This is a genomic window from Granulicella aggregans, assembly GCF_014203275.1.
Taxonomy (GTDB): domain Bacteria; phylum Acidobacteriota; class Terriglobia; order Terriglobales; family Acidobacteriaceae; genus Edaphobacter.
The window spans coordinates 615521-638205 of the sequence record NZ_JACHIP010000004.1 but is presented as its reverse complement, the minus strand read 5'-3'; the positions used below and the strand labels follow the sequence as shown (position 1 = coordinate 638205).

14 protein-coding genes are annotated in these 22685 nt (G+C 61.5%); 6 read left to right on the top strand and 8 right to left on the bottom strand.

Annotation, left to right across the window (positions count from 1 at the left end; genetic code table 11):
• Positions 1-101: 101 nt before the first annotated feature.
• A complete protein-coding gene (locus HDF16_RS16470) occupies positions 102-1016 on the bottom strand; it encodes an ROK family protein (RefSeq protein WP_221312801.1) in 915 nt (304 codons plus the stop codon).
• A 200-nt stretch (positions 1017-1216) separates the two neighbouring features.
• Here HDF16_RS16470 and HDF16_RS16465 point away from each other — a divergent pair, with 200 nt between their 5' ends.
• Positions 1217-1492, top strand: coding sequence for a hypothetical protein (locus HDF16_RS16465; protein ID WP_184218686.1), 276 nt, complete (start codon positions 1217-1219; stop codon positions 1490-1492).
• Positions 1493-1695: 203 nt separating this feature from the next.
• Here the strand turns inward: HDF16_RS16465 and HDF16_RS16460 are convergent, their stop codons facing one another.
• Positions 1696-3411, bottom strand: a complete 1716-nt coding sequence (locus HDF16_RS16460; protein WP_184218683.1) for a SpoIIE family protein phosphatase — start codon at positions 3409-3411, stop codon at positions 1696-1698.
• Positions 3412-3552: 141 nt separating this feature from the next.
• On the opposite strand from HDF16_RS16460, the gene HDF16_RS16455 reads away from it, so the two are divergent.
• Positions 3553-5808: a serine/threonine-protein kinase gene (locus HDF16_RS16455; protein ID WP_184218680.1), complete on the top strand. Its 2256-nt coding sequence runs from the start codon at positions 3553-3555 to the stop codon at positions 5806-5808.
• 13 nt (positions 5809-5821) lie between these two features.
• Positions 5822-6196: a hypothetical protein gene (locus HDF16_RS16450; protein ID WP_184218665.1), complete on the top strand. Its 375-nt coding sequence runs from the start codon at positions 5822-5824 to the stop codon at positions 6194-6196.
• A 17-nt stretch (positions 6197-6213) separates the two neighbouring features.
• Here HDF16_RS16450 and HDF16_RS16445 read toward each other — a convergent pair whose 3' ends face one another.
• On the bottom strand, positions 6214-7719 hold the full coding sequence (locus HDF16_RS16445) for a hypothetical protein (protein WP_184218662.1): 1506 nt from the start codon (positions 7717-7719) through the stop codon (positions 6214-6216).
• Between the two features lie 169 nt (positions 7720-7888).
• Positions 7889-8746 (bottom strand): hypothetical protein, encoded by an 858-nt coding sequence (locus HDF16_RS16440; protein WP_184218659.1) that lies wholly within the window; start codon positions 8744-8746, stop codon positions 7889-7891.
• 90 nt (positions 8747-8836) lie between these two features.
• On the opposite strand from HDF16_RS16440, the gene HDF16_RS16435 reads away from it, so the two are divergent.
• The 3 genes from HDF16_RS16435 to HDF16_RS16425 all read left to right on the top strand — a co-directional run bounded on the left by HDF16_RS16435 (position 8837) and on the right by HDF16_RS16425 (position 13215).
• Positions 8837-11650 carry a hypothetical protein gene (locus HDF16_RS16435; protein ID WP_184218656.1) on the top strand — a complete coding sequence of 938 codons (2814 nt, stop codon included), beginning with the start codon at positions 8837-8839 and terminating at the stop codon, positions 11648-11650.
• A 14-nt stretch (positions 11651-11664) separates the two neighbouring features.
• Complete coding sequence (locus HDF16_RS16430) at positions 11665-12273, top strand: hypothetical protein (protein ID WP_184218653.1); 609 nt, start codon at positions 11665-11667, stop codon at positions 12271-12273.
• Positions 12274-12366: 93 nt separating this feature from the next.
• Positions 12367-13215: a DUF1003 domain-containing protein gene (locus HDF16_RS16425; protein ID WP_184218650.1), complete on the top strand. Its 849-nt coding sequence runs from the start codon at positions 12367-12369 to the stop codon at positions 13213-13215.
• 2 nt (positions 13216-13217) lie between these two features.
• Here the strand turns inward: HDF16_RS16425 and HDF16_RS16420 are convergent, their stop codons facing one another.
• Genes HDF16_RS16420 through HDF16_RS16405 form a run of 4 tightly spaced genes read right to left on the bottom strand, consistent with a single transcriptional unit; the run spans position 13218 to position 22654 of the window.
• A complete protein-coding gene (locus tag HDF16_RS16420; RefSeq protein ID WP_184218647.1) occupies positions 13218-14864 on the bottom strand; it encodes an efflux transporter outer membrane subunit in 1647 nt (548 codons plus the stop codon).
• Between the two features lie 22 nt (positions 14865-14886).
• A complete protein-coding gene (locus HDF16_RS16415) occupies positions 14887-18030 on the bottom strand; it encodes an efflux RND transporter permease subunit (protein ID WP_184218644.1) in 3144 nt (1047 codons plus the stop codon).
• On the bottom strand, positions 18027-21401 hold the full coding sequence (locus tag HDF16_RS16410; protein WP_184218641.1) for an efflux RND transporter permease subunit: 3375 nt from the start codon (positions 21399-21401) through the stop codon (positions 18027-18029). The genes HDF16_RS16415 and HDF16_RS16410 overlap by 4 nt, the downstream gene beginning before the upstream one ends.
• Positions 21398-22654, bottom strand: coding sequence for an efflux RND transporter periplasmic adaptor subunit (locus tag HDF16_RS16405; RefSeq protein ID WP_184218639.1), 1257 nt, complete (start codon positions 22652-22654; stop codon positions 21398-21400). The genes HDF16_RS16410 and HDF16_RS16405 overlap by 4 nt, the downstream gene beginning before the upstream one ends.
• Between the last annotated feature and the right edge of the window lie 31 nt (positions 22655-22685).

Here is a 22685-nt window from a genome sequence, read left to right as displayed (position 1 = left end):
TTCTACGCGTGCTTATGAATGCTATTCCCTGAGTGTAGGGCTGCCTAGGTGGAAACTGGTCTCCACCTTTCGGTGGATGACCAATGGGTGATGCGCGTGAATCACTGCGCGGGCCAGAGCCAGGCAGCTCCTCGCACTCCACTGGAATCGCCGAACTTTGCCGGGACCAGGATCGCGTCCGCCTCGTGGCCAAAGACATACTTCGGCAGAAGGATCGGTAGATTCGTGTAGATGCGCTTGAGCAGCGAGAGACCTCCGCCGAAGACGAAGATATCGGGATCGAGAACGTTGATGATGTTCGAGAGGCCACGGGCGAGGCGGTCTTCGAGCCGGTCGAGAGCTTGAAGTGCCTCGACGTCGCCGGTCTCTGCGAGGGCGACGATTTGGCGGGTCGTGAGTGCCCTGCCGGTGACTTGGAGGAAGTCGCGTGCGACGCCTGTCCCGGAGGCCCACATCTCCATGCAGCCGAACTTTCCGCAGTAGCAGGCAGGTCCAGGGGACTCGTCGGTAGTGGGCCAGGGGAGGGGGTTGTGGCCCCACTCACCGCCGACGCCGTTGGGGCCGGCGTGAACCGTTCCGTCGATGGCGACTCCACCGCCGCAGCCGGTGCCAAGGATGACACCGAAGACGACGTGGTGGCCAGCGGCGGCTCCGTCGGTCGCCTCGGAGACGGCGAGGCAGTTGGCGTCGTTCGCAACACGGACCTCGCGTGCGAGTTCGGCGGAGAGGTCTTCGGCGAGGGGCTTGCCGTTGAGCCAGGTGGAGTTGGCGTTCTTAACCAGGCCGGTCCTGCGGGAGACGCTGCCGGGGATGCCAGCGCCTACGGTGCCAGTAGCGCCGGTCTCTGTCTCCAAACGACGAACGAGGCCGGCGATGGCGGCGATGGTGCCGGGGTAGTCTTCGCGCGGCGTGTCGACACGATAGCGCAACAGTTCCGTGCCTTTGTGGTCAAGTGCAAGAGCTTCAATCTTGGTTCCTCCAAGATCGATACCAATTCTCATCTCGGGGCAGTTCATAGCTCTCCTGAAGCTGGCACGAATTCTCTATCGAAGGCCAGAGCCATGATATCGTTCTCAACTGCTGAATATATCTACAGAATCGCATATTGAAGGGTGGTCCCGCCAGAGTAAATCACCGTTTCGAAGTTGGGCAAGGTTATGGCGATCTATGCTCTGATGGACACGAGGCTGGGCCACGCCCGCTTTTGGATGGAAAGATGCGCCGATTCATCAAGTGGGGCTCGTTGACATTACTGGCTGCGGCCCTGGGTAGTTACCTGGGCGATGCGGTGGTTTTACAGGTGAAGGTGCGGCGAGGGTCGGCTTATCGGGTTGTTCAGGTCGACCAGTTTTTAACCACCCCGTTGAAGGGGCAGAAGAACGAATATGACTATACAGGCCCGGTTCCCGTGACGTGCGTGCGGGCCATGTACCCGCAGCTTGGGTCGCGGCCCTGCTGGTGGGTGGAGCGGCATCGGTCGCAGTGGAATTAGTTTTTCAAACTGCCAAGAGTCATCATGGAACTCGTCAACTCTCTCGGTCATCCTGAGCGGAGTGGCTGGTGGAGATGCCGCAGGTTGAAAGGTCCGGGCGGTTTGAGTGATGTCAACTCTAACGGATCCTTCGACTGCGTTTGGCGCAAATACGCGCCAAACTCCACTCAGGATGACGGCGTTGGAATTCTTCACGGGTCGGATCAGGCGATACGGTCGACCGTGAGGACGGTCTGGTCGTCCTGCGGATGTGCACCTTTGCAGAAGCCGTTCATGGCGCGAAAGAGCGAGGGGACGGGATCCGGGCTGGCGAGGTAGCGGGTCATCTCTTCGGCACCGAACTGGGTACCGCTGGGATCTTCGGCCTCACTGATGCCGTCGCTGAGGAGAACGATGCGATCTCCGGGATCGAGTGTAATGAGTATCGCGTGGAACCGGGCGATCTCGAGCAGACCGACCGGCATGTCCCCGTCCTGGATTGTCTCGACCGTGCCGTTTGCCCGGACGATCATGGGAGAGACATGGCCTCCGTTGACCAGCTCAACCTGGGCCGGATCTCCGGGAAGCAGAGGGAAGGTGTAGCGCAAGATGGCAAGCGTAACGTACTTTTCGACGGGAGCGCGGGAACAGACAAATGCATTGACAGTCTGGACGGTGTTCGCCAGCGAGGTCACATGGGTGGCCTGCGCCGAAATCTGGGCGTGGAGCATGCCCTGCACCATCGAAGCCAGCAGAGCGGCGGGAACGCCCTTGCCGCAGACGTCGCCGACAAGAGCGACAAAGCCATCCTCGACAGGGATGACGTCGTAGAAGTCGCCGCCGACGCCGGTGCAGGGAACGCTGCGGGCGGCGAGGCGCACGCCGGGGAACTCGGGCAGTGTCTGCGGGATGATCTGCTGCTGAATGGCGGCGGCGATCTCCAGTTCCTTGCGGAGCAGGGCGGATTCGCGCTCGGCCTCGATCATGCGCAGGTTTTCGAGCAGCGTTGCGGCTTGGTGGGCAAGCGCCTGGAGGATCTGCTTGCCGGTGCGAGTGAAGTCGTGGGTGATGGAGCGGCTGTCGAGGTAGAGCACGCCAAGCAGGCGGTCGGAGTTCTGGCCGCGCAGTGGGATCGCGACCACGGAGCGGATGGCGTTCAGGATTAGGCTTTCGTGGCCGCGGGCCGCATCAGGGCTGATGTTCGAGAGAATGAAGTCAAGATGCGATTCCGCAGCCTCGCGGACGATGGAGTAGGAGATCGCGGGTCTATCCGACCGTTCGCCATCGATGGGGGCCAGCGGCACGGAGGCGGTGGTCGCGTTTCCATCCTTGTCCTGCCAGCTCTCGAGGCGAAGAGTGTCGGCGGTCGCTCCGAGGAAGACGAAGCCGCGTTCCGCTCCGGTGAGCCGCAGGGTGTATTCCAGCATGGTGCGAAGGACGTCGTTGACCGCGCCGTAGCTATTGAGGCTCTGCGCAGCTTTGAGGAAGAGCGCCAGGGTCTCGAGTTCTGATTGGCCGCCCATGGCCAGGGCAACTTGGGTCTTATCAAGTCCCAGACCAGACCCCGGACCGGAGGACTTGGTGATCTGGGCGAGCAACGTGCGGGTGCTGCTCTCTTCCTCTGCCTGCTCGAAGAGCAGCATGTCGCGCTCCCCAGCATCGGGGAAGAGGGCTATGCGGTCGCCGGGGCGAAGACGGGTGGTCGAGACACGCACGCCGTTGACGAAGGTGCCGTGTCGGCTGGCGGTGTCGCGGAGGAAATAGCCGTCGGAGTCGCGGTCGATCGCGGCGTGCTCGCGCGAGACGTGTGGGTGGCCTATGGTGAGGTGGCAGTCGTGGCCGCGACCCAGCGTGAAGGGCACATGATCCACAGGAACAGTGCGCCGGGTGCCCTCGCTGTGCAGGACAATCTGGGGTGACGATCTGGATGCGGGGGTCATGGCCTGGAGTTACCGCCGGGAATACCCTACGGGCGGGCTTGAATCGGATGGTATCACCGAGGCGTAGTTACGAGGGATTGCGGCATGGTGGCGGTCGATCGAAGGCGAAGTGCATGGGGTCTTATAATCCGATTGACCCGCATGGATGAAGACCGCACGCTCGACATGAATACGCTGCCCTCCACGCCGAGGGACGTTCCAGCGGCGCGCGATGCCTGGGGAAGGTTCAAGCTGCTGGCGCGGGTGGGCCAGGGCGGGTTTGGCGAAGTCTACCGAGCGTGGGACCCGGACCTGGAACGCGAGGTCGCATTGAAGCTGCTGCTGCCTTCGCCAACGGGCAACGGCCAGACAGACGAGGAGTACAAGGCGATGCTGCGCGAGGCGCGGGCGTTGGCGTCGGTTCGGCATCCGAACATCGTCCCGGTCTACGGGATCGACCGGCATGATGGGCGCGTCGGCTTCTGGACGGACTTCGTCAAAGGCAAGACGCTCTCGGCGCTGCTGGGATCGCAGGGGGCTTTCGGATATCGCGAGGCGGTACTGATTGGCCTTGACGTGACGCGGGCATTGAGTGCGGTGCACCGCTCGGGGCTGCTGCATCGTGACATCAAGGCAGAGAACGTGATGCGCGAAGAGGGTGGCCACATCCTGCTGATGGACTTCGGGCTGAGCACGCTGCCGCACCGGCAGGAGGACATTGCGGGAACGCCGAACTACATGGCGCCGGAGTTGTGGCAGGGCAAGACGGCGACCGTTGCGAGCGACATCTACTCCATGGGCGTGCTGCTGTTCTACCTGGTGACGGGCGAGTATCCGGCAAGGCTCGGCGGGCTTTCGCGGGCAGAGGCGACGGCTGCCCTGGCGCAGAAGCGGACGTTGATGGATCTTCGCAGCGACCTGCCAGACCAGTTTTTGCGAGCGGTAGGCCGAGCGATCGAGACCGATCCTGCGAAGCGGTTCAGCAGCGCGGGGCAGTTGTCGGAGGCGCTGGCGGAGTGCATTGGGACGGCGGTGCCTGTAGAGGCTGTTGCTCTGACCCCGCTCCCCGTGGAGCCGCCACGCAATACGAGGCCCTGGCAGTTGAGAGTGGCGGTCGCGGCGCTGGTTCTGGGAGCGGCGGCCTTCAAGACGCCGATGGTGCGGGGATGGCTTCATCTGGATGAGGCATCGAAACATGCGGTCGTGGCGGGCGCTCCGGCAGATATTGACGCGGAGTATTCAGAGGCAAAGGGCCTGCTGAGTAAGTCCTACAAGGACTCGAACCTCACAGAAGCGATAACAAAGTTTCAAGACATCCTGAAGAAGAATCCGGATTTTGCGCTGGCCCAGGCTGGGCTCGGAGCTGCGTACTTTAAGCAGTACAAGAACGACTCGAGCCAAGGGAGCCTGCTGGATTCGGCAAAGAGCGCGACCGACGAAGCGCTGAGGCTCGACCCAGCCAGCGCCCCCGCACTGGTGACGCGGGCGCAGATCGAAGCGGTTGGAGGGAAGACAGATCTGGCGGTGAGGGATGCGAATCAGGCTCTAAAACTCGATCCGAGAAGCGCCGATGCGTATGCCGCGCTGGGCGAGGTCTACCAATCGCAGGGCAGGGGCAAAGATGCGATCGAGCAGATAAAACAGGCGATCGACATTGCGCCTGAGAACTCAATGTGGCCGTTGCGGCTGGGACACTATTACATGCTGGCGGGGGACCTTCAGGATGCGGCGGCGCAGTGGAAGAACTCGGTACGGATCGATCCGCAGAACACCTTCGCGTTATACGATCTTGGTCTCGTGAACATGCGCTTGAACAAGTTAGACGATGCGCGGGAAGACTTCCAGAAGGTATTGAGTCTGCAGCCGGATGCCTATAGCTACCGGGCCTTAGGTACCGTGTTTCAGCTGCAGGGCAATTACACAAGCGCAGCGGAGATGGATGAGAAGGCGATTGAGCTAGACCCCTCGGACTACCAGGCATGGGGAAGCCTGGGTAGCGTCTATATCTGGAGCGGCGACAAACACGAACAGGCGGAAGCAGCCTATCGCAAGGCCATCGAGCTTGCGGAAGGCCAGCGACGGAAGACACCGGAGGACGCAGAGGTGTTGGCGGACTTAGCCAGCCTGTATGCCTCGATTGGCAATGTTGAAAGTAGCCTCCTACTGGCGCGCAAGGCCCTCGGTCTTTCCCCGGATGACCCAAACATCAGCTACTCGGTCGCCTACAGTTACGAAGTTGCGGGGCAGCGCAGCAAAGCCATAGCGCTATTTGCAAAGGCAGTGGCTCGGGGAACACGCGGTAACGAGTTTCAACGAAGCCCGGAACTCGCGAGGCTTCGCAGCGATCCGACGTTTCAAGTCGCGCTTGATAAGGCGAAGGCAGAACTCGCTGTGGACAGCAAGACCAAATTGAACTAACGTGAGGCACACCATGGCGCATACAGAAGTCTTTATCTCGAACGATGCAGGAACGCTGGTACCGAGTCAGCCGTCGGTCGCAGTGAGCAACGGCGATACGCTAGCGTTCTCTGTGTCCAACGCTGGCCCAGTCGTGGCATTCTTTTCACCGGCCGCAATCACCGCACTAACCCCCGCCCCAACCGGACCTATTCCGCTCAATCCGCAAGGCCCCACGGTCTTTACCTTCACAACCTCTGATTCAGGTGCCTACAGTGTCTTCTTTGAGACGACCGTGGATGCCGCAGTTCCCGATTTTCCAGTTACGAAATCGAATTTTCTTCTATTAGAGATTGACACCGACGGAGTCGGTTTTGGAGGCCCCATCAACCACTCAAGGGGTGGCTGACGATTCTCCGTGTGGCCTTAGCCTATTTGGGCTACGCGCAGGCGCACCGCAGGGTCGCCTAGGACGGTGTAGTTGCGGGCGTCGTCGCTGGCGATGTGCATTCGGAGGGCGGCGTTCGCGACTGGGGCTGGGGTAGCGTTGTGCAGCAGGCCTTCGATAGCACCCCAGGTGGTGCTGAAAGAGTCGGCGGCGAGGCCGGCGCGGTTCCCCTGCATCAGGAGTTCGAGCGGGGTGCGGAGTAGCTGGACTTGCGAGGTTCCGCTGGTGTCGACGAAGCCGTATTTGAAGGCGCGGTCGACGTGGCCTATTACGGCTAAGGCTCCGTGGGCGAGCAGCGCCTGTGCCAGCTTCGAAATGAGCGGGGCTTTGGCGATCATTATGGGAGAGCCGTCGGCGTTGGCTGAGTAGCTGTCGATAGCCGGACAGCCGGCGCTGAAGCAGGCGAAGAGAAAGACCATCATGCCGGGGAGGATGTTCTGAGTGGGGATGTCCTCGGCCTGGAAGAGGTCGCCGGAGGCGGCGGGCTGGTTGGGAATCCATGACTGGGTGATGAGCGCGCCTTGCGTGCTGCGCTGATAGGCTATGTCCTCGTCGGTGACGGGTGGTGAAGTTTCGGCTCCATGGGAGCCGGTGAAGAGGACGGAGGCTGCGCCGCGCGTGCCGGTGAGGATGTCGAGCAGGCGGGCCTTGGTGGCGTCGGCGCGCAGGGAAAAGTCGACGCCGAAGCCCCAGTCCTGTCCGAGCGGTGCCTGGGCAATACCGTCGGTGGCCTGGAAGTCTCCGGAGACGGCGTTGGCGAGCATGGTGGTCGCGACGTCGCCCTGGTTGCTGGTGATCCAGACGGCGGTCTGAGCGGGCTGCACAGGCAAGGACGGGGCGGTGGGGGCGGCGGGATCGACCTCCTGCGCGATGACCTGGGCGGCGTAGCGGCCGTAGTCGGCGAGGTCGTCGAAGTAGAGGCGGCCGACGAGCCACTGGGCACTGAGATCGGACTGGAAGCTGAAGGGGATGCGCTCCGGCGAGCCGACGATGAGGACGTAGTAAGGGATAACGCTGGGGACGACGGGAGCGGTAAGTGATGTGCCGTGCTGCTGAGTCCATTGCTGGGCGGTCTGCGATGTTCCGTCGGGATTGAGCAGGACGCCGCCGGTTGCGGGGTCGGAGCCTTCGAAGATGCGGAAGAGCGGCTTGCGTCCCGGGATGGCGCGCTTAGACACCTGGCGCTGGCGGAGGTCGAGCAGGGGCTGAAGCTGCTGCTTGATGGCAGGGTCGGAATCGGAGGCAAACAAGACGGCCCAACCGGTCTGGCAGAGGTTGTTGCGGTCGGCTACGCTGCCGTCGGGGCCGAGGGTCATGACGACCTGGACGCGGGCCAGGGCGGGGCTGATGGGCTGGTCCGATGCCCGACCGGCGAGGATGTGGTCCACGTCGGCTTGTGTGAGTGGCGGGTGGGGAGCTCCGGTGTCGACGCGGACGCCCAGCGGGATTGGGAGAGCGTTCGGGTCGTTGATTGGATCAGGCATCGTTGCTCCTCACTGTTTGCACCTTCTGGCGATCGCGACGGGCGTTCAAGGCTGAAAGGGGCCAGCGGGTAGGGTGTCGCGAAGTCTCTCGGGGTCCTTCGACTGCGTCTGGCGCAAAGTGCGCGCCAGACTTCGCTCAGGATGACGGCTTTAGAACAGGACGCTCATCCTACAGATCGAGCAGGCAGCTTTCTGGGCCGGTCTCAAAGACTACTGGGCCTGTGGATTCAGCGTTTGAACCGCCACCGAGTACAGGTGCCGCAAAGGTGATGTTATCGGCATCTGCGAAGGCCCAGGTTCCGGTTCCAGCTCCCAGATCAGCGCCGGGTGTGGGCTGCCAGGTGAGGAGCATCGCCTTGAAGCCGAAGTTGGCGGCCGTGGGGGGCGTGGTGGCGCTCTCAAAGGTGACGGCGGAGTTGGTGGCGGAGGATGGCTTGACGCTGACATTGCCGCCGATAATGCCGTTGATCTCTGGCGCGCTGAGCGAGACGCCGTTGCCGTTCGAGTCCGTCGCGGTGACGGTAATGGAGGTGGAGCGGATGACCTCGGTGATGATGTAGACCTGTGAGCCTTGGTCGAGGAAGCGGTGCCTAGTCTCGGGGTTGCCCACGTTGAGCTTGCCTTCGGTGAGGTAGTCGCCGATGAGGCCGGTGTCGATGGAGACGGTGGTCACGCCGGTGTAGTTGAACTGGAGGGACTTAGCGTTGGTGTGGCTGAGGTCGAGCGACGGCGCGCTGGCACCGAAGACAGCGAGCGCTCCCTTGAGCAGGTCGAGGCCGAAGCCGAGGTCGAGCTTATTGCTGTGCGTGTTGTTCAAGCTGGCGGCGACGCTGGGTGGGCCGGGGGTGGGGACTGGAGCGGCGGTCTTCCAGAAGGTGGAGATGGTTCCGATCTTGCGCAGCTGAGGACTGGAGCTGTCGTGGGCGAGCAGGTCGAGTGGGGCGATGTCCGTGCGCGGCACCTTGATGACGTTGTAGCCGAGGTCGTTCAACTTCGAGATGCTGGGGTCCTTCTGCTTGGGGCTCATGGCTCGCTCTTTCTCTTGCTGAAGTTCGACACTGGAAGAGTACATGATTGGAAGCGGCCTTCGTGGAAGCGATATGGTAGCGTGATCTCCATGTCGCAATACCGCAAGACGGCGATCGTTCGGCTGGTTTTGCCCAGCGGAGATTCGGGCCAGAGCCTCCCCCTGACGACTGACCGGGCGTATGGGGTCTTCGTCACGATCGACGGGAAAGACTCTCCTGCTGGATACTTTCGATCTCCTATCAACGACGACCAGTGGCGTGACTTCCGCAACAAGCTGAGCAGTTGCAATACCGTCCGTCCGAGCGTGAATGACCCGGCGGCGGACGATCTTGCGTTTCGCAATGCGATGGCGATCCAAGACCTGGGGACAGCCTTGTTCGTAGCACTCTCGGGATTGAATAAGGAGACGGCAGCGTTCCTTTCGCCCGATGGAGGAGTGGCAAGGCGACTGGTGATCCAGACGCAGCGTACAGAGCTTCACCTGTTGCCGTGGGGAGCGATGTGCGATGGCGACGGAAAGCTGCTGGCCTCGCGTGATCTCTCGATTGTGCAGTCGTGGGATGACTTTTCTGACGCGCAGACGGTGACGAAGTCCCGGCTGACGCTGACGCGGGTGCAGGGGCCGGGGACGCCCAACGCGACGGCAAACGCGGTGACGCAGGTGCTGACGCAGTCTGGCGTGATCGACATGGTCAACGCGCAAACTCTTGCAGCGGCGACGGATGTTTTGACGGAAGCCCTGACTGGTCCGGATATTTTGCACGTCGAGGCGCATGGTGATGACACGACCCACCAGGTGGGCGGCGTGAGTTCGACTCGCTTTGCGCAGCAGTATGGCCAGCCCCGGATGGCTATGCTTTGGAGCTGCTTTTCAGGGGCGGCAAACTCGTGGGGAGACTCGCCCGCGTTGTGGCTGCACCGGGATGGAGCGGCGATGGTGCTGTCGTTCCAGGCGGAGTTGCATGTGCTGGATGCCGCGAGCATTTCTCAAGGGTTCTACGGCGAGGTGTTTGGGCCGGCGGCCAGCCGCGATCCGGAGACGGCGCTGGTTCATGCACGTGGCACGAAGTTTACCGAGGCGTTTCAGAACGCTTGCTGGGCTTCGATGACGGTGTATCTGCGAAGTCCGCTGGACCTGAGCGCGCTGCCGCTGAACGGACCCCGCGTGCCAACTTCGCAGTGGGATTTTGCGGCGCTGGCGAGCCCACCTCCGACGCCACCAGCTGTCGCCGCGACCGAGACTGCTCTGCCACCGCCTTCGTTCTCTTATTCGACGCCGCAGGCGCAGAGCAGCATTAGCGTGGCGCTCGGCGATGTGGCAGCGGCGGGCGCTCAGGATAGTGCGGGCGAGCAACCTGCAGCCACGGCGACTGTCGATGACGACCCATGGGTCGCGGTGGAGAAACAAATCTGCACCATGCAGCCGGGATCGTGGAAGCAGATGGCTGAACCGCCGGTGCTCGCCGATCCGGCGGCTCAGATTCCTCTTTGGGTGGCTGCGGGATGGCGTGGCAACGTGATCCGGCTGGACGGCAGCGTCGATCCAATATCGCGCGAAGTCCTCTCCGATCTCGGCCTGCTCAAGTCGCTTCCGGCCAACATCAATGCGGCGGAAAAGCTGGTGTGGTTCTTCGGGAAGATTGCGCGGTTTGGGGCTCCGTTGATTGTGTGGACGAACAGCGAGCCGCTACACATCGAGTTTTTGAAGACGATTGCGCCAAGTCCGGCACTTACGTTTCTTCTGCTGATCGGCCCTGCGCCAGAGGAGACGCTGCCAGGGCTGGTCGACCAGAACCGTCTCGACGATGCCAGGGCGTTCTGCGAGACACTGCCTGCGGATACGGTCTCCGACGAGGTGCTGTCGGCTGCTTACTATGCCTGCGTGCGAGGAGTTCAGCCGGAGCAGGCCAAGCAGTATCTGAACCGCCTCACGAGCTTCCAGGAATGGCTGCTGCTGACCGGTAATCTGTACAGCCGGGATGACAAAAACGCGATGACGCTTGCCGAGCTACTGGAGTTTGGGAGCAGGTTCGTCAGCGGCGATCCAACGACGACGCGGCAGATGGAGTTTTCTCTGTTGCGCAAGCCGGAAGACTTTTACCGGCTGGCGATGAATCAGCCGACAGCTACGAGCTCTCTGCGGGAGACGGCGCGGGGGAAGCACGAACTTGGGTATCTGCTGCAGGAGCAGGGCCAGGCGGGGACGGCCGAGGCGTTCTACCGGCTGGCGATCGCGGACCTGGGAGCTTGCGATGATGCGAGCGAGGGGGCGGCCCACGACTCGCGGTGGTACTTCGCTATGTCGGCTGTGCTGCGCGACCTTGCGGACCTGCTTTCGGAGCGAGCGGACCGGCTCGATGAGGCATTGGCGTTGCTGCAGCGAGCGATGACGATCCAGGCGTTCCGGGGGATGAGTCTGCAGCTTGCGTACTCGGAGACGACGGCGGCGAGGATTGCGCTGACAGGGTGCCACCACACGCTGGCGATCGACCATGCGCTACGCGCTGCGAACCGGATGGAAGAGTGCGTGAATTGGAGTGGCTGGGGAAAGGCGCTGGGGATACTGTTCGACTCGCTGGCCGAGACGCGCGAGACGGCGCGGATGATCAGCCTGGCAAACCTTGCCAACGAAAAGATCCGGGCGACGAACCTGAGCAAAGGCAACATGGAGAAGCTCGAACGGACGTTCAAGTTTGAAAAGGCGAAGGCGCACTGGATCGCCGGCGAGCTGACGGAGGCACGCGACGAGCTGGAGGATATTCACAGAGAGACCGACGAGAACGAAAAGGGAGTAATGGACCGGGAGATTGATCGACTATTGACGTTTCTGCGCGTGGCTCGACCAGCGGTGGAATCTGTACCTCGATCGGTGCAAGCGCCGCGGGCACGCAAGACAATTTGATCGGGGACGGGGCCATGGCGGAGTTTCGACACGCGATCCTTTTCACCGGGCACATGATTGACGCGCCCGGCCGAGTGAAGGAGCGCTTCCCTGCCCGCGCGGAGGATGCGGGACGGCGCGCGATTACGAAATCCGTAGAAAACTTGCTAACGGCGATTGGCCAGGAATCCGTGGTTGGGATTGCGGGAGGTGCCAGCGGCGGCGACATTCTGTTTCATGACGTCTGCGAGAGCTTCAAGGTGCCTACCTTGCTCCGGCTAGCACTTCAGGTTGAAAAGTACCTTGAGACTTCCGTCGCTCCTGCAGGCGGCGATTGGGTGGAGCGATTTCATATGCTGCTCGCTCGACTCGGGCCAGGGGCGATCGCGGTGCTCGATGACTCGGTTGAACTACCTGAGTCTCTGACCGAAGGGGCATCACTGAACATCTGGCAGCGGACGAATCTCTGGATGGTCGATGAGGCGATTCAGCTCGCTCCGCAGCGAACGTTGCTGGCACTGTGGGATGGCAAAGCGGGTGATGGGCCCGGGGGGACGGAGCACCTGGTGCAACTGGCACCAAGTTTCGACATCGACGTCGCGCCCATCATCAGAACGCAAGCCCTGGTTACGCCGCTCGCGTGAACCATGGCAGGAACGATGAGATTCATGTGAAGTAGAACGGGGTTCTCTACAATGGGACGGCCAGCAACCACCATTCATAACGAGGTCCACCAAATGCCCTGTCTTCCCATGGAATTGAAACACATCCCTCTCTTCTCGCTGCTCGATGAGGACGAGCTGGCGATTCTTGCTGCCCAGGTGGAGGTGCGAAAGTTCGCGGCACGACAGCGTATCTACAAGATCGGCGACATTGGCAAGAACGCCTTTGTGGTGATGTCTGGCACGGTGCAAGTGACAACCGTGGATAGCGACCACCAGGAGGTGGTCCTGCACCAGCCGGGCCATGGCGAGTTCTTCGGATTTGCGTCAATGCTGGAAGAGACGCCACACCAGACCAATGCCATGGCGTTGAACGATGTCGAGTGCGTCGAGATCGACCGCAACGACATTTCGGTGCTGCTGCAGAAGAAGCCGATGGCGGGAATGGATCTGCTGACCGTGATCGGACGGCAGTTTCACGCGACCCAGGAGCTGGTTCGGCTACGCGCCAGCAGGAATGCGAATGAGTTGATCGATGAAGACGAGACCTTCGGCGAGAGAATCGCAGACAAGGTGGCGCAGTTCGGCGGATCGTGGACCTTCATCATCGCGTTCGGCATCACGTTGAGCGTGTACACGGCGATCAACGTGTATCTCAGGGGCAAAGCATGGGATCCCTATCCGTTCATTCTCCTGAATCTCTTCCTGTCGATGCTGGCCGCAATCCAGGCCCCGGTAATCATGATGAGCCAGAACCGGCAGGACTCGAAGGACCGTGTCCGCAGCGAGCTTGATTACGAAGTAAATCTGCGCGCTGAGACGGAGATCCAGGCCGTATCGAGCAGGCTGAATCTGCTGACCGATAAGATTGGCGATCTTGACGACCTTCTGCGCGCCGTCAAGCAGGACGGCGCGCAGAAGTAGCGCTACTGCTGAATCGTCGTATCGGGCTTGGTGAGCTTCTGGCTTACCTGCGCGGGGGTTGGGAGTTGGGTGCGATCCCATCCTCCTCCGAGCGCCTGGATCAGATTGACTGAGTAGGTCATCTGCTGAATCTGGAGCTGGGTCACGGTCTGTTGATCGGTGAGTAGAGTGGTCTGGGCGATGACGACGTTCGAGTAGGGATCGAGACCAAGCTTGTAGCGGTCGAGAGCGAGCTGGACGTACTGCTCCGCAGTGACCTGCGCCTGCATCTGCTGGGCGATCTGGTTGGAGCCGATGCGCAGGTTCGAGAGCGCGTCTTCTACCTGCTGGAACGCTGTGAGCACGGTCTGGCGGTAGGTGGCGACGTTCGCGTTGTAGGTTCCGATGTACTGGTTGACCGTGGCGCGCCGGAGGCCGCCATCGTAGATGGTCTCGGAGACGCTGGGCCCGATGGACCAGAAGCGGCTGGAGATGTCGAAGAGATGCTTGAAGGTGGAGCTCTCAAAACCGCCGGTCGCGCTGAGCGTAAGCGCAGGATAGTAGGCGGCGGTGGCTACGCCAATCAACGCGTTCGATGAGGCCATGGTGCGTTCGGCGGCGGCGATGTCCGGGCGCCGCTCCAGCAACTGCGAAGGCACGCCGACGGGAACGGCTGGTGGAGGAATGATGGAGGGCCTTACCGGGATGGTGAAGCTGGAGGCGTTGGTGCCGATGAGAACCGCGATGGCGTGCTCGTACTGCGCGCGGGCGGTGCCGATGCCGATGGCCGTGGCCTGGGCATTCTGAAGTGTGTTCTGTGCTTCGACGACGGAGATCTGGTTATCGACGCCGGTCTCGTAGCGGCTCTTCGTGATGTCAAGGGCGTTCTGGTCGGCGGCGACGGTGTCTGCATAGAGCTTTACCAGGGCGTCCTGTCCGCGGAGTTCGAAGAAGAACTGGGCAAGCGATGCCTGCTCGGTGAGGCGCTCGTTCTCGAGGTCGGCGGCGGAGACCTGGGCGTTGTACTGGTCGCTGCGGATCTGGTTGCGGATCTTGCCCCAGAGGTCGGGTTCCCAGCTTAGATCGAGCGGCAGGCTGCCAAGCGAGCTCTGGCGTCCGGTCGTGGTGGTGACGGTTGAGCCTGTTGTCCCAGTGCCCGTGCCTGTGCTGCCGCTGTTTCCCGTCCCAGTCGAGGTACTGGAATTGGTGAGGTTCGAGGATGAGCGGGTGCGGGTGTACGCGGGCGTTGTGCCCAGCGTGGGATAGAGCTGCGAGCGTGCTTCTGCGATGAGAGCGCGGGCGACCATGAAGTTTTCGAAGAACTGCTTGATGTTCTGGTTATCGATGTTGAGGCGATCTTCGAGTGCGTTCAGTTCGGGGTCGTTGTAGATCTCCCACCACTTGCCACGAAGCATGGCGTCCTGCGGTTCCGCGACCTTCCAGCCATCGTAAGCGGGCGCGGGAACGACCTGGGGATTGGTGGCGTTGATATCAGCTTTGATCACGGCTGGCGGCGGATTGGTCGCTACCGGGAGCTCGCGATAAGCGGGTGGCGCGGTCTGCGCAGCGGTGGGCGGAACGTTGTACTTGGGCCCAACCCGGCATCCGGAGATCAGGCAAAGCAGAGCGACGGAGAGTGCCGTTGCGGTGGGGCGAAGAGCGATTTTCATAGTTGCATTCGATTCGTAAGAGCTAGTCTGCATGGCCGGCAAGCGGACCTCCTGCGTGGAAGCGGCCCTTGCTCCAGCCCCGGTTCTTGACCCAGAGGCGGAGCCGGTCGAGTTCGAGGTAGATGACGGGCGTCGTGTAGAGGGTGAGCATCTGGCTCACGATGAGACCGCCGACGATGGTGATGCCGAGCGGACGGCGGAGCTCTGACCCAGTGCCGGTGCCAAAGGCCAGCGGCAGGGCTCCGAAGAGCGCGGCCATCGTCGTCATAAGGATGGGCCGGAAGCGCAACATGCAGGCTTGGAAGATCGCATCTTCGGTGCTGAGACCTTCGCGCTCGGCCTGCAGCGCAAAGTCGATCATCATGATGGCGTTCTTCTTGACGATACCGATGAGCAGGACGATGCCGATGATCGAGATGACGTTGAGGTCGATCTTGAAGAAGAGCAGGGCCAGCATAGCGCCGACACTGGCCGAGGGAATTGTGGAGATGATAGTGATGGGGTGGACGAGACTTTCATACAGAATGCCGAGCACGATAAAGACGGCAAGCAGAGCTGTAACGATGAGTATCCCCTGCGTGCTGAGCGACTGCTGATACGCGAGCGCCGTGCCTGCGAAGACGCCATGGACACTGGTCGGCGCGCCGATCGTCCTCTTCATCTCCTCGATCTCGACGGTAGCCTGCGAGAGCGGGACCCCTGGGGTGAGATTGAAGGACACTGTCACCGAGGGAAAGAGGCCGGTGTGGTTGATGCTGAGCGGCGTGGTGCCCGACTTCGACGTGGCGAACGTATAGAGCGGCGTGTTTCCCGTGGCTGTCTTGCTGGAGCTGTTCCCGTTGTGGAAGTAGATGCTCTTGAGGCCAGCGGGGCTCTCCAGATACTCAGGCGCGTTTTCCAGGATGACGTAGTACTGGTTGAGCTGCGTATAGATCAGCGAGACCTGAGACTGACCGAAGGCAGCGTAGAGCCCGGAGTCCAGCGACTGTGCGGTCAGACCGAGCCGGGCTGCCGTCGGACGGTCGTAGGTGACAAGCTCCTGGAGGCCGCCATTCTGCTGGTCGGAGTTGACATCCTGAAAGCCGGACAGCTTTCGCATCTCTGCCTGGATCTTCGGAGCCCACACATTGAGATCGGAGACGTTGTCCGCCTGAATGGTGTACTGGTACTGAGCGTTTCCGCCGCGGCCACCAATTCGAATGTCCTGGCCAGCCTGCATGAAGGATGAGGCGATGGGGAGCCGGGCAAGCTTTGGACGGATGCGGCCGATCACCTCGGAGGAGGTGATCTGGCGATCGCCTGGACCCGATCCGATAGGCTTCAGCGAGGCGAAGATAAATCCGCCGTTGGTGGCACCACCGCCGCCGGTGAATCCGATGGAGTGCTTCACTGCGGGATCTTTGCGGATCGTATCGATGATCTGCAGCAGAGAGTCGCGCGTGGCGGGAAAGGATGAGTCCTGCGGCCCTTGAATGCCGCCGAAGATAAGGCCATTGTCCTGCTGCGGGAAGAAGCCGGTCGGCGACTTCTTCACAAGGACGACATTGAATGCGACGGTGAGCAGCCAGACCGTGAGGATCAGCCCGGGGTTGTCGAGTACCCAGTGCAGGCTGCGGCGATAGACCGAAAGCACCCAGTCAAAGAAACGCTCACTAAGGTTATAGAGCCGACCGTGAGTGATGTGCTTCTCGTCCTTGAGCAGGTAGGCGCACATCATCGGCGTGGTGGTGAGCGAGATCACCATCGAAACCAGGATGGCAGTCGACAGCGTGACCGCGAACTCGCGGAAGAGTCGCCCGACGATACCGCCCATCAGCAATAGAGGGATGAAGACGGCGATGAGAGAGATGCTGATGGAGAGGACGGTGAAGCCGATCTCCTGTGCGCCTTTGAGCGTCGCCTGCATGGGTGACATGCCGTCTTCGAGGTGGCGGGTGATGTTCTCCATGACGACGATAGCGTCGTCGACCACGAAGCCAGTGGAGATGGTGAGCGCCATCAGCGAGAGGTTGTCGAGCGAGAAGCCCAGAAGGTACATCACGGCGAAGGTGCCGATGAGCGAGACGGGAACGGCAACAGCGGGAATCAGCGTGGCGCGCCAGTTGCGAAGGAACAAGAACACCACAAAGATAACCAGGACGATCGAGATGAAGAGGGTCTTTTCGACATCAGAGACCGATGCCCTGATGGTGGTGGTGCGGTCCATCATGACATCCATCTCAATGCCATTGGGGATGGAAGCTTTGAGCGCGGGAAGAGCCGCGTAGATACGCTCAACGGTATCGATGATGTTCGCGCCGGGCTGGCGGATGATCGGCATGACCACCGCGCGTTTGCCGTCGAAGTAGCCGGCGGTGCGGGTGTTCTGTACGGAGTCGATAACGTCGGCGACGTCTTCAAGGCGTATGGCCGCGCCATTGCTGTAACCGATGACGATCGGCTTGTACTCCTCGGCGTGGGAGATCTGGTCGTTGGCGAGGATGTCCATCGTCGTCTGGCCGTCGGAGATCTGGCCCTTGGCAAGATTGGAGTTCTGCAGACTGAGGACGGATTGGATGTTCGACATCGCCAAGCCATAGCTGGCGAGCTTGTTGGGATTCACTTCGACGCGGACGGACGGCAACGTTCCGCCGCCAGCGCTGACCTGGCCCACTCCCTGAATCTGCGAGAGCTTCTGCACGATGACTGTGGAGGCTTCGTCGTAGACCTTGTCGGGACCGTACTTGTCGGAGGTCAGCGCCAGGATCATGATGGGCGAATCGGCGGGATTGACCTTGCGATACGTCGGGTTGCCAGGAAGGTTCGCAGGTAGATAGGCGCGCGCTGCGCTGATGGCAGCTTCGACGTCGCGAGCCGCGCCGTCGATATCGCGTGAGAGGTCGAACTGGATGGTGATGTTCGTCGATCCGAGGCCGCTCGAGGAGGTCATCTCGGTGACGCCGGCGATGTGGCCCAACTGACGTTCCAGAGGCGTGGCGACGGAGGACGCCATGATCTCCGCGCTTGCGCCGGGCAGGCCGGCGTTTACGTTGATGGTGGGGAAGTCGACCTGCGGCAGCGGAGCGACGGGAAGGAAGTTGAAGGCGATCGCCCCGGCGATGGCAGTCGCGATCGTCAGCAGTGTGGTCGCTACCGGTCGACGGACAAAAGGCGCGGAGATGTTCATACGCCTGCCTCAGCTTCGGCGTGGGTCGCGTGTTGAGGCTCATTGCCCGTCCGACTTCCTTTGGCGCGCTTCGAGAAGCGGCCTGCAAGGTTATCGAAGAAGATGTAGATGACCGGAGTGGTGTAGAGCGTCAGCACCTGACTGACGAGCAGGCCGCCGACCATGGCGATGCCGAGTGGGCGGCGAAGCTCTGAGCCGATGCCGTGGCCGAAGGCAAGCGGGAGGCCGCCGAGCAGCGCGGCCATCGTCGTCATCATGATGGGACGGAAGCGCAGAAGGCAGGCCTCGTAGATAGCCTCGGTTGAGGACTTGCCGTGCTCACGCTCCGCCTCGAGGGCGAAGTCCACCATCATGATGCCGTTCTTTTTAACGATACCTATGAGCAGCACGATGCCGATGATGGCTACGACGCTGAGGTCCTGCTTGAAGAGAATGAGTGAAAGGAACGCACCCACACCGGCGGAGGGCAGCGTCGAGAGAATCGTGATGGGATGAATGAAGCTCTCGTAGAGCACGCCAAGAACGATGTAGACGGTTACCAGCGCAGCGAGGATGAGAATGGGCTCGTTCGAGAGCGAGTTGCGGAAGCTGGCGGCAGTACCCTGGAAGTCTGCCTGCACGCTGGCGGGCATCTTCGTGCCATTGATGGTGAGTTCTTTCTGGATCTTGTCGACCTTATCGATGGCGCTGCTCAACGACGCACCGGGTGCAAGATTGAAGGAGACGGTGATCGCCGGAAACTGGCCCTGGTGAGTGATCGAGAGGGGCGACGTGGTCGTCTCAAAGTGCGAGAACGCGCTGAGCGGAATGGCATTGCTCTTGGCGGAGCTGGTGGTGCCGGCTGAGCCGGAGCCGCTGGTCGTCGAGGTACTGGTGGTGGACTTCAGGGCATTTGAAGGAGGAGTCAACGACGCTGCGCTGGGCGTGAACAGCAGCGTTCCCGTAAGCGCGTTGGAGCCGGCGGAGGTTGAACCAGAGGCAGAGAACGAAGCTGCCGCGCCCGCGCCGGATGTGCCTGAAGCAGCGTTAGCCTGAATGTAGATGTGGTTGAGCTTGTCGGGGTCGACCTGGAACTGCGGCATGCTCTCGAGCACCACGTGATACTGGTTCAACTGCGTGTACATGGTGTTGATCTGGCGTTGGCCGAAGGCGTCGTAGAGCGTGTTGTCGATAGTGGTTGGAGCGATGCCGAGACGCGATGCGGTGCCACGATCGATGACCAGTTTTACGGCAAGACCACCTGGCTGCTGATCGGTGGCGACGTCTTCGAGTTCGGGCTGCTTCTTCAGTTCGGCGACGAACCTGTTCGTCCAGAGATTGAGCTCAGCCTGGTCGGGATCTTCGAGAGTGTACTGGTACTGGGTACGGCTGACGCGGTCGTCGACCGAGATGTTCTGCACCGGCTGCATGAAGAGCTGAATTCCTTCGACGTTGGCGAGCTTGGTCTGCAGACGACGGATGACATCTGCGGCACTGCGGTCGCGATCTTCGAGGGGCTTCAGGTTGATGGACATGCGCCCACTGTTGGTCGTTGTGTTGGTGCCGTCGGCTCCAATGAAGGACGAGAGACTCTGGACCGCGGGATCCTGCAGGATGACCCTTGCTAGTTCCTGCTGCTTGGCGGCCATGGCCTTGCCGGCGATGGCCGGAGGGGCCTGCGAGATGCCCTGGATGATGCCCGTATCCTGCACCGGGAAGAACCCCTTGGGGATGATGATGTACAGGAAGACGGTGAGCAGAAGAGTAAGTACAGCGACGATGAGGGTGAGGCCCTGGTAGCGGAGAACAGTCCTAAGGGTGCGGCCGTAGAAGTCGATCATACCGACAAAGACAGCTTCGGACTTACGGTAGAACCAGCCCTCTTCAGCCTTGGGATCGTGCTTGAGGATGCGCGCGGCCATCATCGGCGTGAGTGTGAGCGAGACGACGGCGGAGATGATGATGGTGACGGCCAGCGTCACAGCAAACTCGCGGAAGAGTCGACCGACGACATCGCCCATGAAGAGCAGCGGGATCAACACGGCGATCAGCGAGACGGTGAGCGAGAGGATGGTGAAGCCGATCTGCTCGGCTCCCTTGAGAGCCGCTTGCATGGGCGACTCTCCCTCTTCGATGTAGCGCGAGATGTTCTCGACCATGACGATGGCGTCGTCGACGACGAAGCCGGTCGAGATGGTGAGCGCCATGAGCGAGAGGTTATCGAGTGAGTAGCCAAGGGCGTACATCGCGCCGAAGGTACCGATGAGCGAGAGCGGCACGGCGACCGCCGGAATAATCGTCGCCACGACACTGCGGAGAAAGAGGAAGATGACCAGGATGACGAGGCCAATGGTCAGCACAAGCTCGAACCTTACGTCATCGATCGAGGCCTGGATCGGCGTTGTGAGGTCGGTGAGCGTGGTGACATCGATGCCCGCAGGCAGGTTCGCCTTCAGCTGAGGCAGAAGCGACTTGATATTCTTGACGACTTCGATGGTGTTGCCGCCGGGCTGGCGCTGCACGTTGACGATGACCGCAGGAGGGAGGCTGCCATCGGAACTCTGGCCCATCCAGGCGGCCTGGTTGTTATTTTCGATGCCGTCGACCACTTGAGCAACGTCCGTCAGATAGACGGGAGCGCCGTTGCGGAAGGCTACGACGAGGCCTTCATAATCTTTGCTGGTGACCAACTGGTCGTTGGCGTCGATCTGATAGTCCTGGCGCGGCCCGTCGAAGTTGCCCTTGGCGGCGTTGACGCTGTTCTGCGTGAGGGCGGTGCGCAGGCTTTCGAGATCGATGCCGTAGGACGAGAGAGCCGTCGGGTTCGCCTGGATGCGGACGGCGGGCTTCTGGCCGCCGCTGATGCTGACTAGGCCGACATCTTTGACCTGAGAGATCTTGGGCGCGAGACGAGTGTCAACAAGGTCTTCTACCGTCGAGAGCGGAATGTTCTTCGAGGTGACCGCGAGGGTCAGTACCGGCGCATCGGCGGGGTTCGTCTTGCTATAGGTCGGCGGAGCGGGAAGGTTCGCAGGCAGGTAGCTCTGCGCCGCGTTGATGGCGGACTGCACCTCTTCCTCTGCGATATCGATGTCGAGGCTGAGATTGAACTGAAGGACGACAACCGAGGTTCCACCAGAGCTGGTGGAGGTCATCTGGCTGAGGCCCTGGAGTTCGCCAAGCTGGCGCTCCAGCGGAGCCGTCACGGTGGTGGCAACGACATCAGGGCTGGCACCCGGATAGAAGGTGAGCACCTGGATGGTGGGATAGTCCACCTGCGGCAGGGCCGAGATGGGGAGCTGGGTATAGGCAACGATACCCACCAGCAGGATTGCGGCCATCAACAGGGAGGTCGCAACCGGACGCAGGATAAACGGACGCGAGGGACTCAAGGAGCCTGGCTCCCTTTGGCTTCAGGCGCAGCGGCTTTATTGGGAGCAATCTTGACTGTCGCCCCAGGGGCGAGCTTGTCGAAGCCGCTGTTTGCCAGCACATCGCCAGGATTGATCCCCTGTACGGCGGTCGTGTTGCCGTCAGAGACGAGCGCCTTGACCTCTTTCTCCTGGGCCTTCTCACCCTTGGCATCGGAGACGATGACATAGACAAAGGAGGTCGAGCCGTTGTGCTGGATCGCCGAGGAAGGAACCAGCGTTGCATCGTGAAGCGTGTTCACCAGCAGGCGGGTATTGACGAACTGGTTGGGGAAGAGACTGGACGTCTTGTTGGCATAGATCGCGCGACCCTTGACCGTGCCGGTCGTGGTGTCGATCTGGTTGTCGAGCGTGAGCAGGCTTCCGCTCTCAAGCTTGGTGATGCTGGTGCGATCAAAGGCGTCCACGGGAAGTTTCGCTCCCTTGGCAAGCCGCGGCTGCACCTGGCCCAGGCTATCCTCGGGAATGGTGAAGACGACCGTGATGGGCTGCATCTGCGTTACGACGGCGAGCGCCGTGGTGCCGTTCGCCTGAACGACGTTACCGGGGTCCACCAGACGAAGACCGACCTTGCCGGTGATGGGCGAGACGATGTGGCAGTAGCCGACCTGCACTTCGTCGTACTGGACGAGGCCCTCGTCGTTCTTGACCGTGCCTTCGTCCTGTAGGACGAGCTTCTCCTGGTCGTCAAGAATCTGTTTCGCAATGGCGTTGCGGGACCAAGCTGCCTGGTAGCGCTGAAGGTCCATCTTGGCCTGGCCAAGGATGTTCTGGTCCTTCTCGAGGGTGCCTTGAGCCTGCAGCAGTGTTGCGCGATAGCTGCGGTCGTCGATGTCGATGAGCGATTCGCCTTTGCGGACGATCTGACCCTCGCGGTAGTGGACGGCAACGATCTGTCCGGCCACCTGGCTGGTGATGGATGCGGTGTAAACGGGCGTGACGGTACCGATCGCGTCAAGATAGACGCCGATGTCGCCCTTTTGAGCAGTCGTCGAGGTCAGCGTAACGGGACCGCCAGCTCCGGCTCCGCGACCACCGCCGGCCGGCTTGGGCGCGGTCTGCCGGGTCGAAACGAGGTAGAAGGCGACGCCAAAGATCAGCAGTATGATCAGCCAGACAAGAATACGCACGCCGCGGCTGCGGGGCGGTGCAGGCAACTGGTGGTCGAGACCTACGTGAGGTGTCGGGTGGGATTCAATCGGATCGGCAGGCAAATGTCTTTCCTTATCTCGTTGCAGGTATGAC

Bases quoted from the DNA above. Each gene is read 5' to 3' on its own strand.
- HDF16_RS16470 (WP_221312801.1), bottom strand. From the start codon at position 1,016: ATGAACTGCCCCGAGATGAGAATTGGTATCGATCTTGGAGGAACCAAG.
- HDF16_RS16465 (WP_184218686.1), top strand. From the start codon at position 1,217: ATGCGCCGATTCATCAAGTGGGGCTCGTTGACATTACTGGCTGCGGCC.
- HDF16_RS16460 (WP_184218683.1), bottom strand. From the start codon at position 3,411: ATGACCCCCGCATCCAGATCGTCACCCCAGATTGTCCTGCACAGCGAG.
- HDF16_RS16455 (WP_184218680.1), top strand. From the start codon at position 3,553: ATGGATGAAGACCGCACGCTCGACATGAATACGCTGCCCTCCACGCCG.
- HDF16_RS16450 (WP_184218665.1), top strand. From the start codon at position 5,822: ATGGCGCATACAGAAGTCTTTATCTCGAACGATGCAGGAACGCTGGTA.
- HDF16_RS16445 (WP_184218662.1), bottom strand. From the start codon at position 7,719: ATGCCTGATCCAATCAACGACCCGAACGCTCTCCCAATCCCGCTGGGC.
- HDF16_RS16440 (WP_184218659.1), bottom strand. From the start codon at position 8,746: ATGAGCCCCAAGCAGAAGGACCCCAGCATCTCGAAGTTGAACGACCTC.
- HDF16_RS16435 (WP_184218656.1), top strand. From the start codon at position 8,837: ATGTCGCAATACCGCAAGACGGCGATCGTTCGGCTGGTTTTGCCCAGC.
- HDF16_RS16430 (WP_184218653.1), top strand. From the start codon at position 11,665: ATGGCGGAGTTTCGACACGCGATCCTTTTCACCGGGCACATGATTGAC.
- HDF16_RS16425 (WP_184218650.1), top strand. From the start codon at position 12,367: ATGCCCTGTCTTCCCATGGAATTGAAACACATCCCTCTCTTCTCGCTG.
- HDF16_RS16420 (WP_184218647.1), bottom strand. From the start codon at position 14,864: ATGAAAATCGCTCTTCGCCCCACCGCAACGGCACTCTCCGTCGCTCTG.
- HDF16_RS16415 (WP_184218644.1), bottom strand. From the start codon at position 18,030: ATGAACATCTCCGCGCCTTTTGTCCGTCGACCGGTAGCGACCACACTG.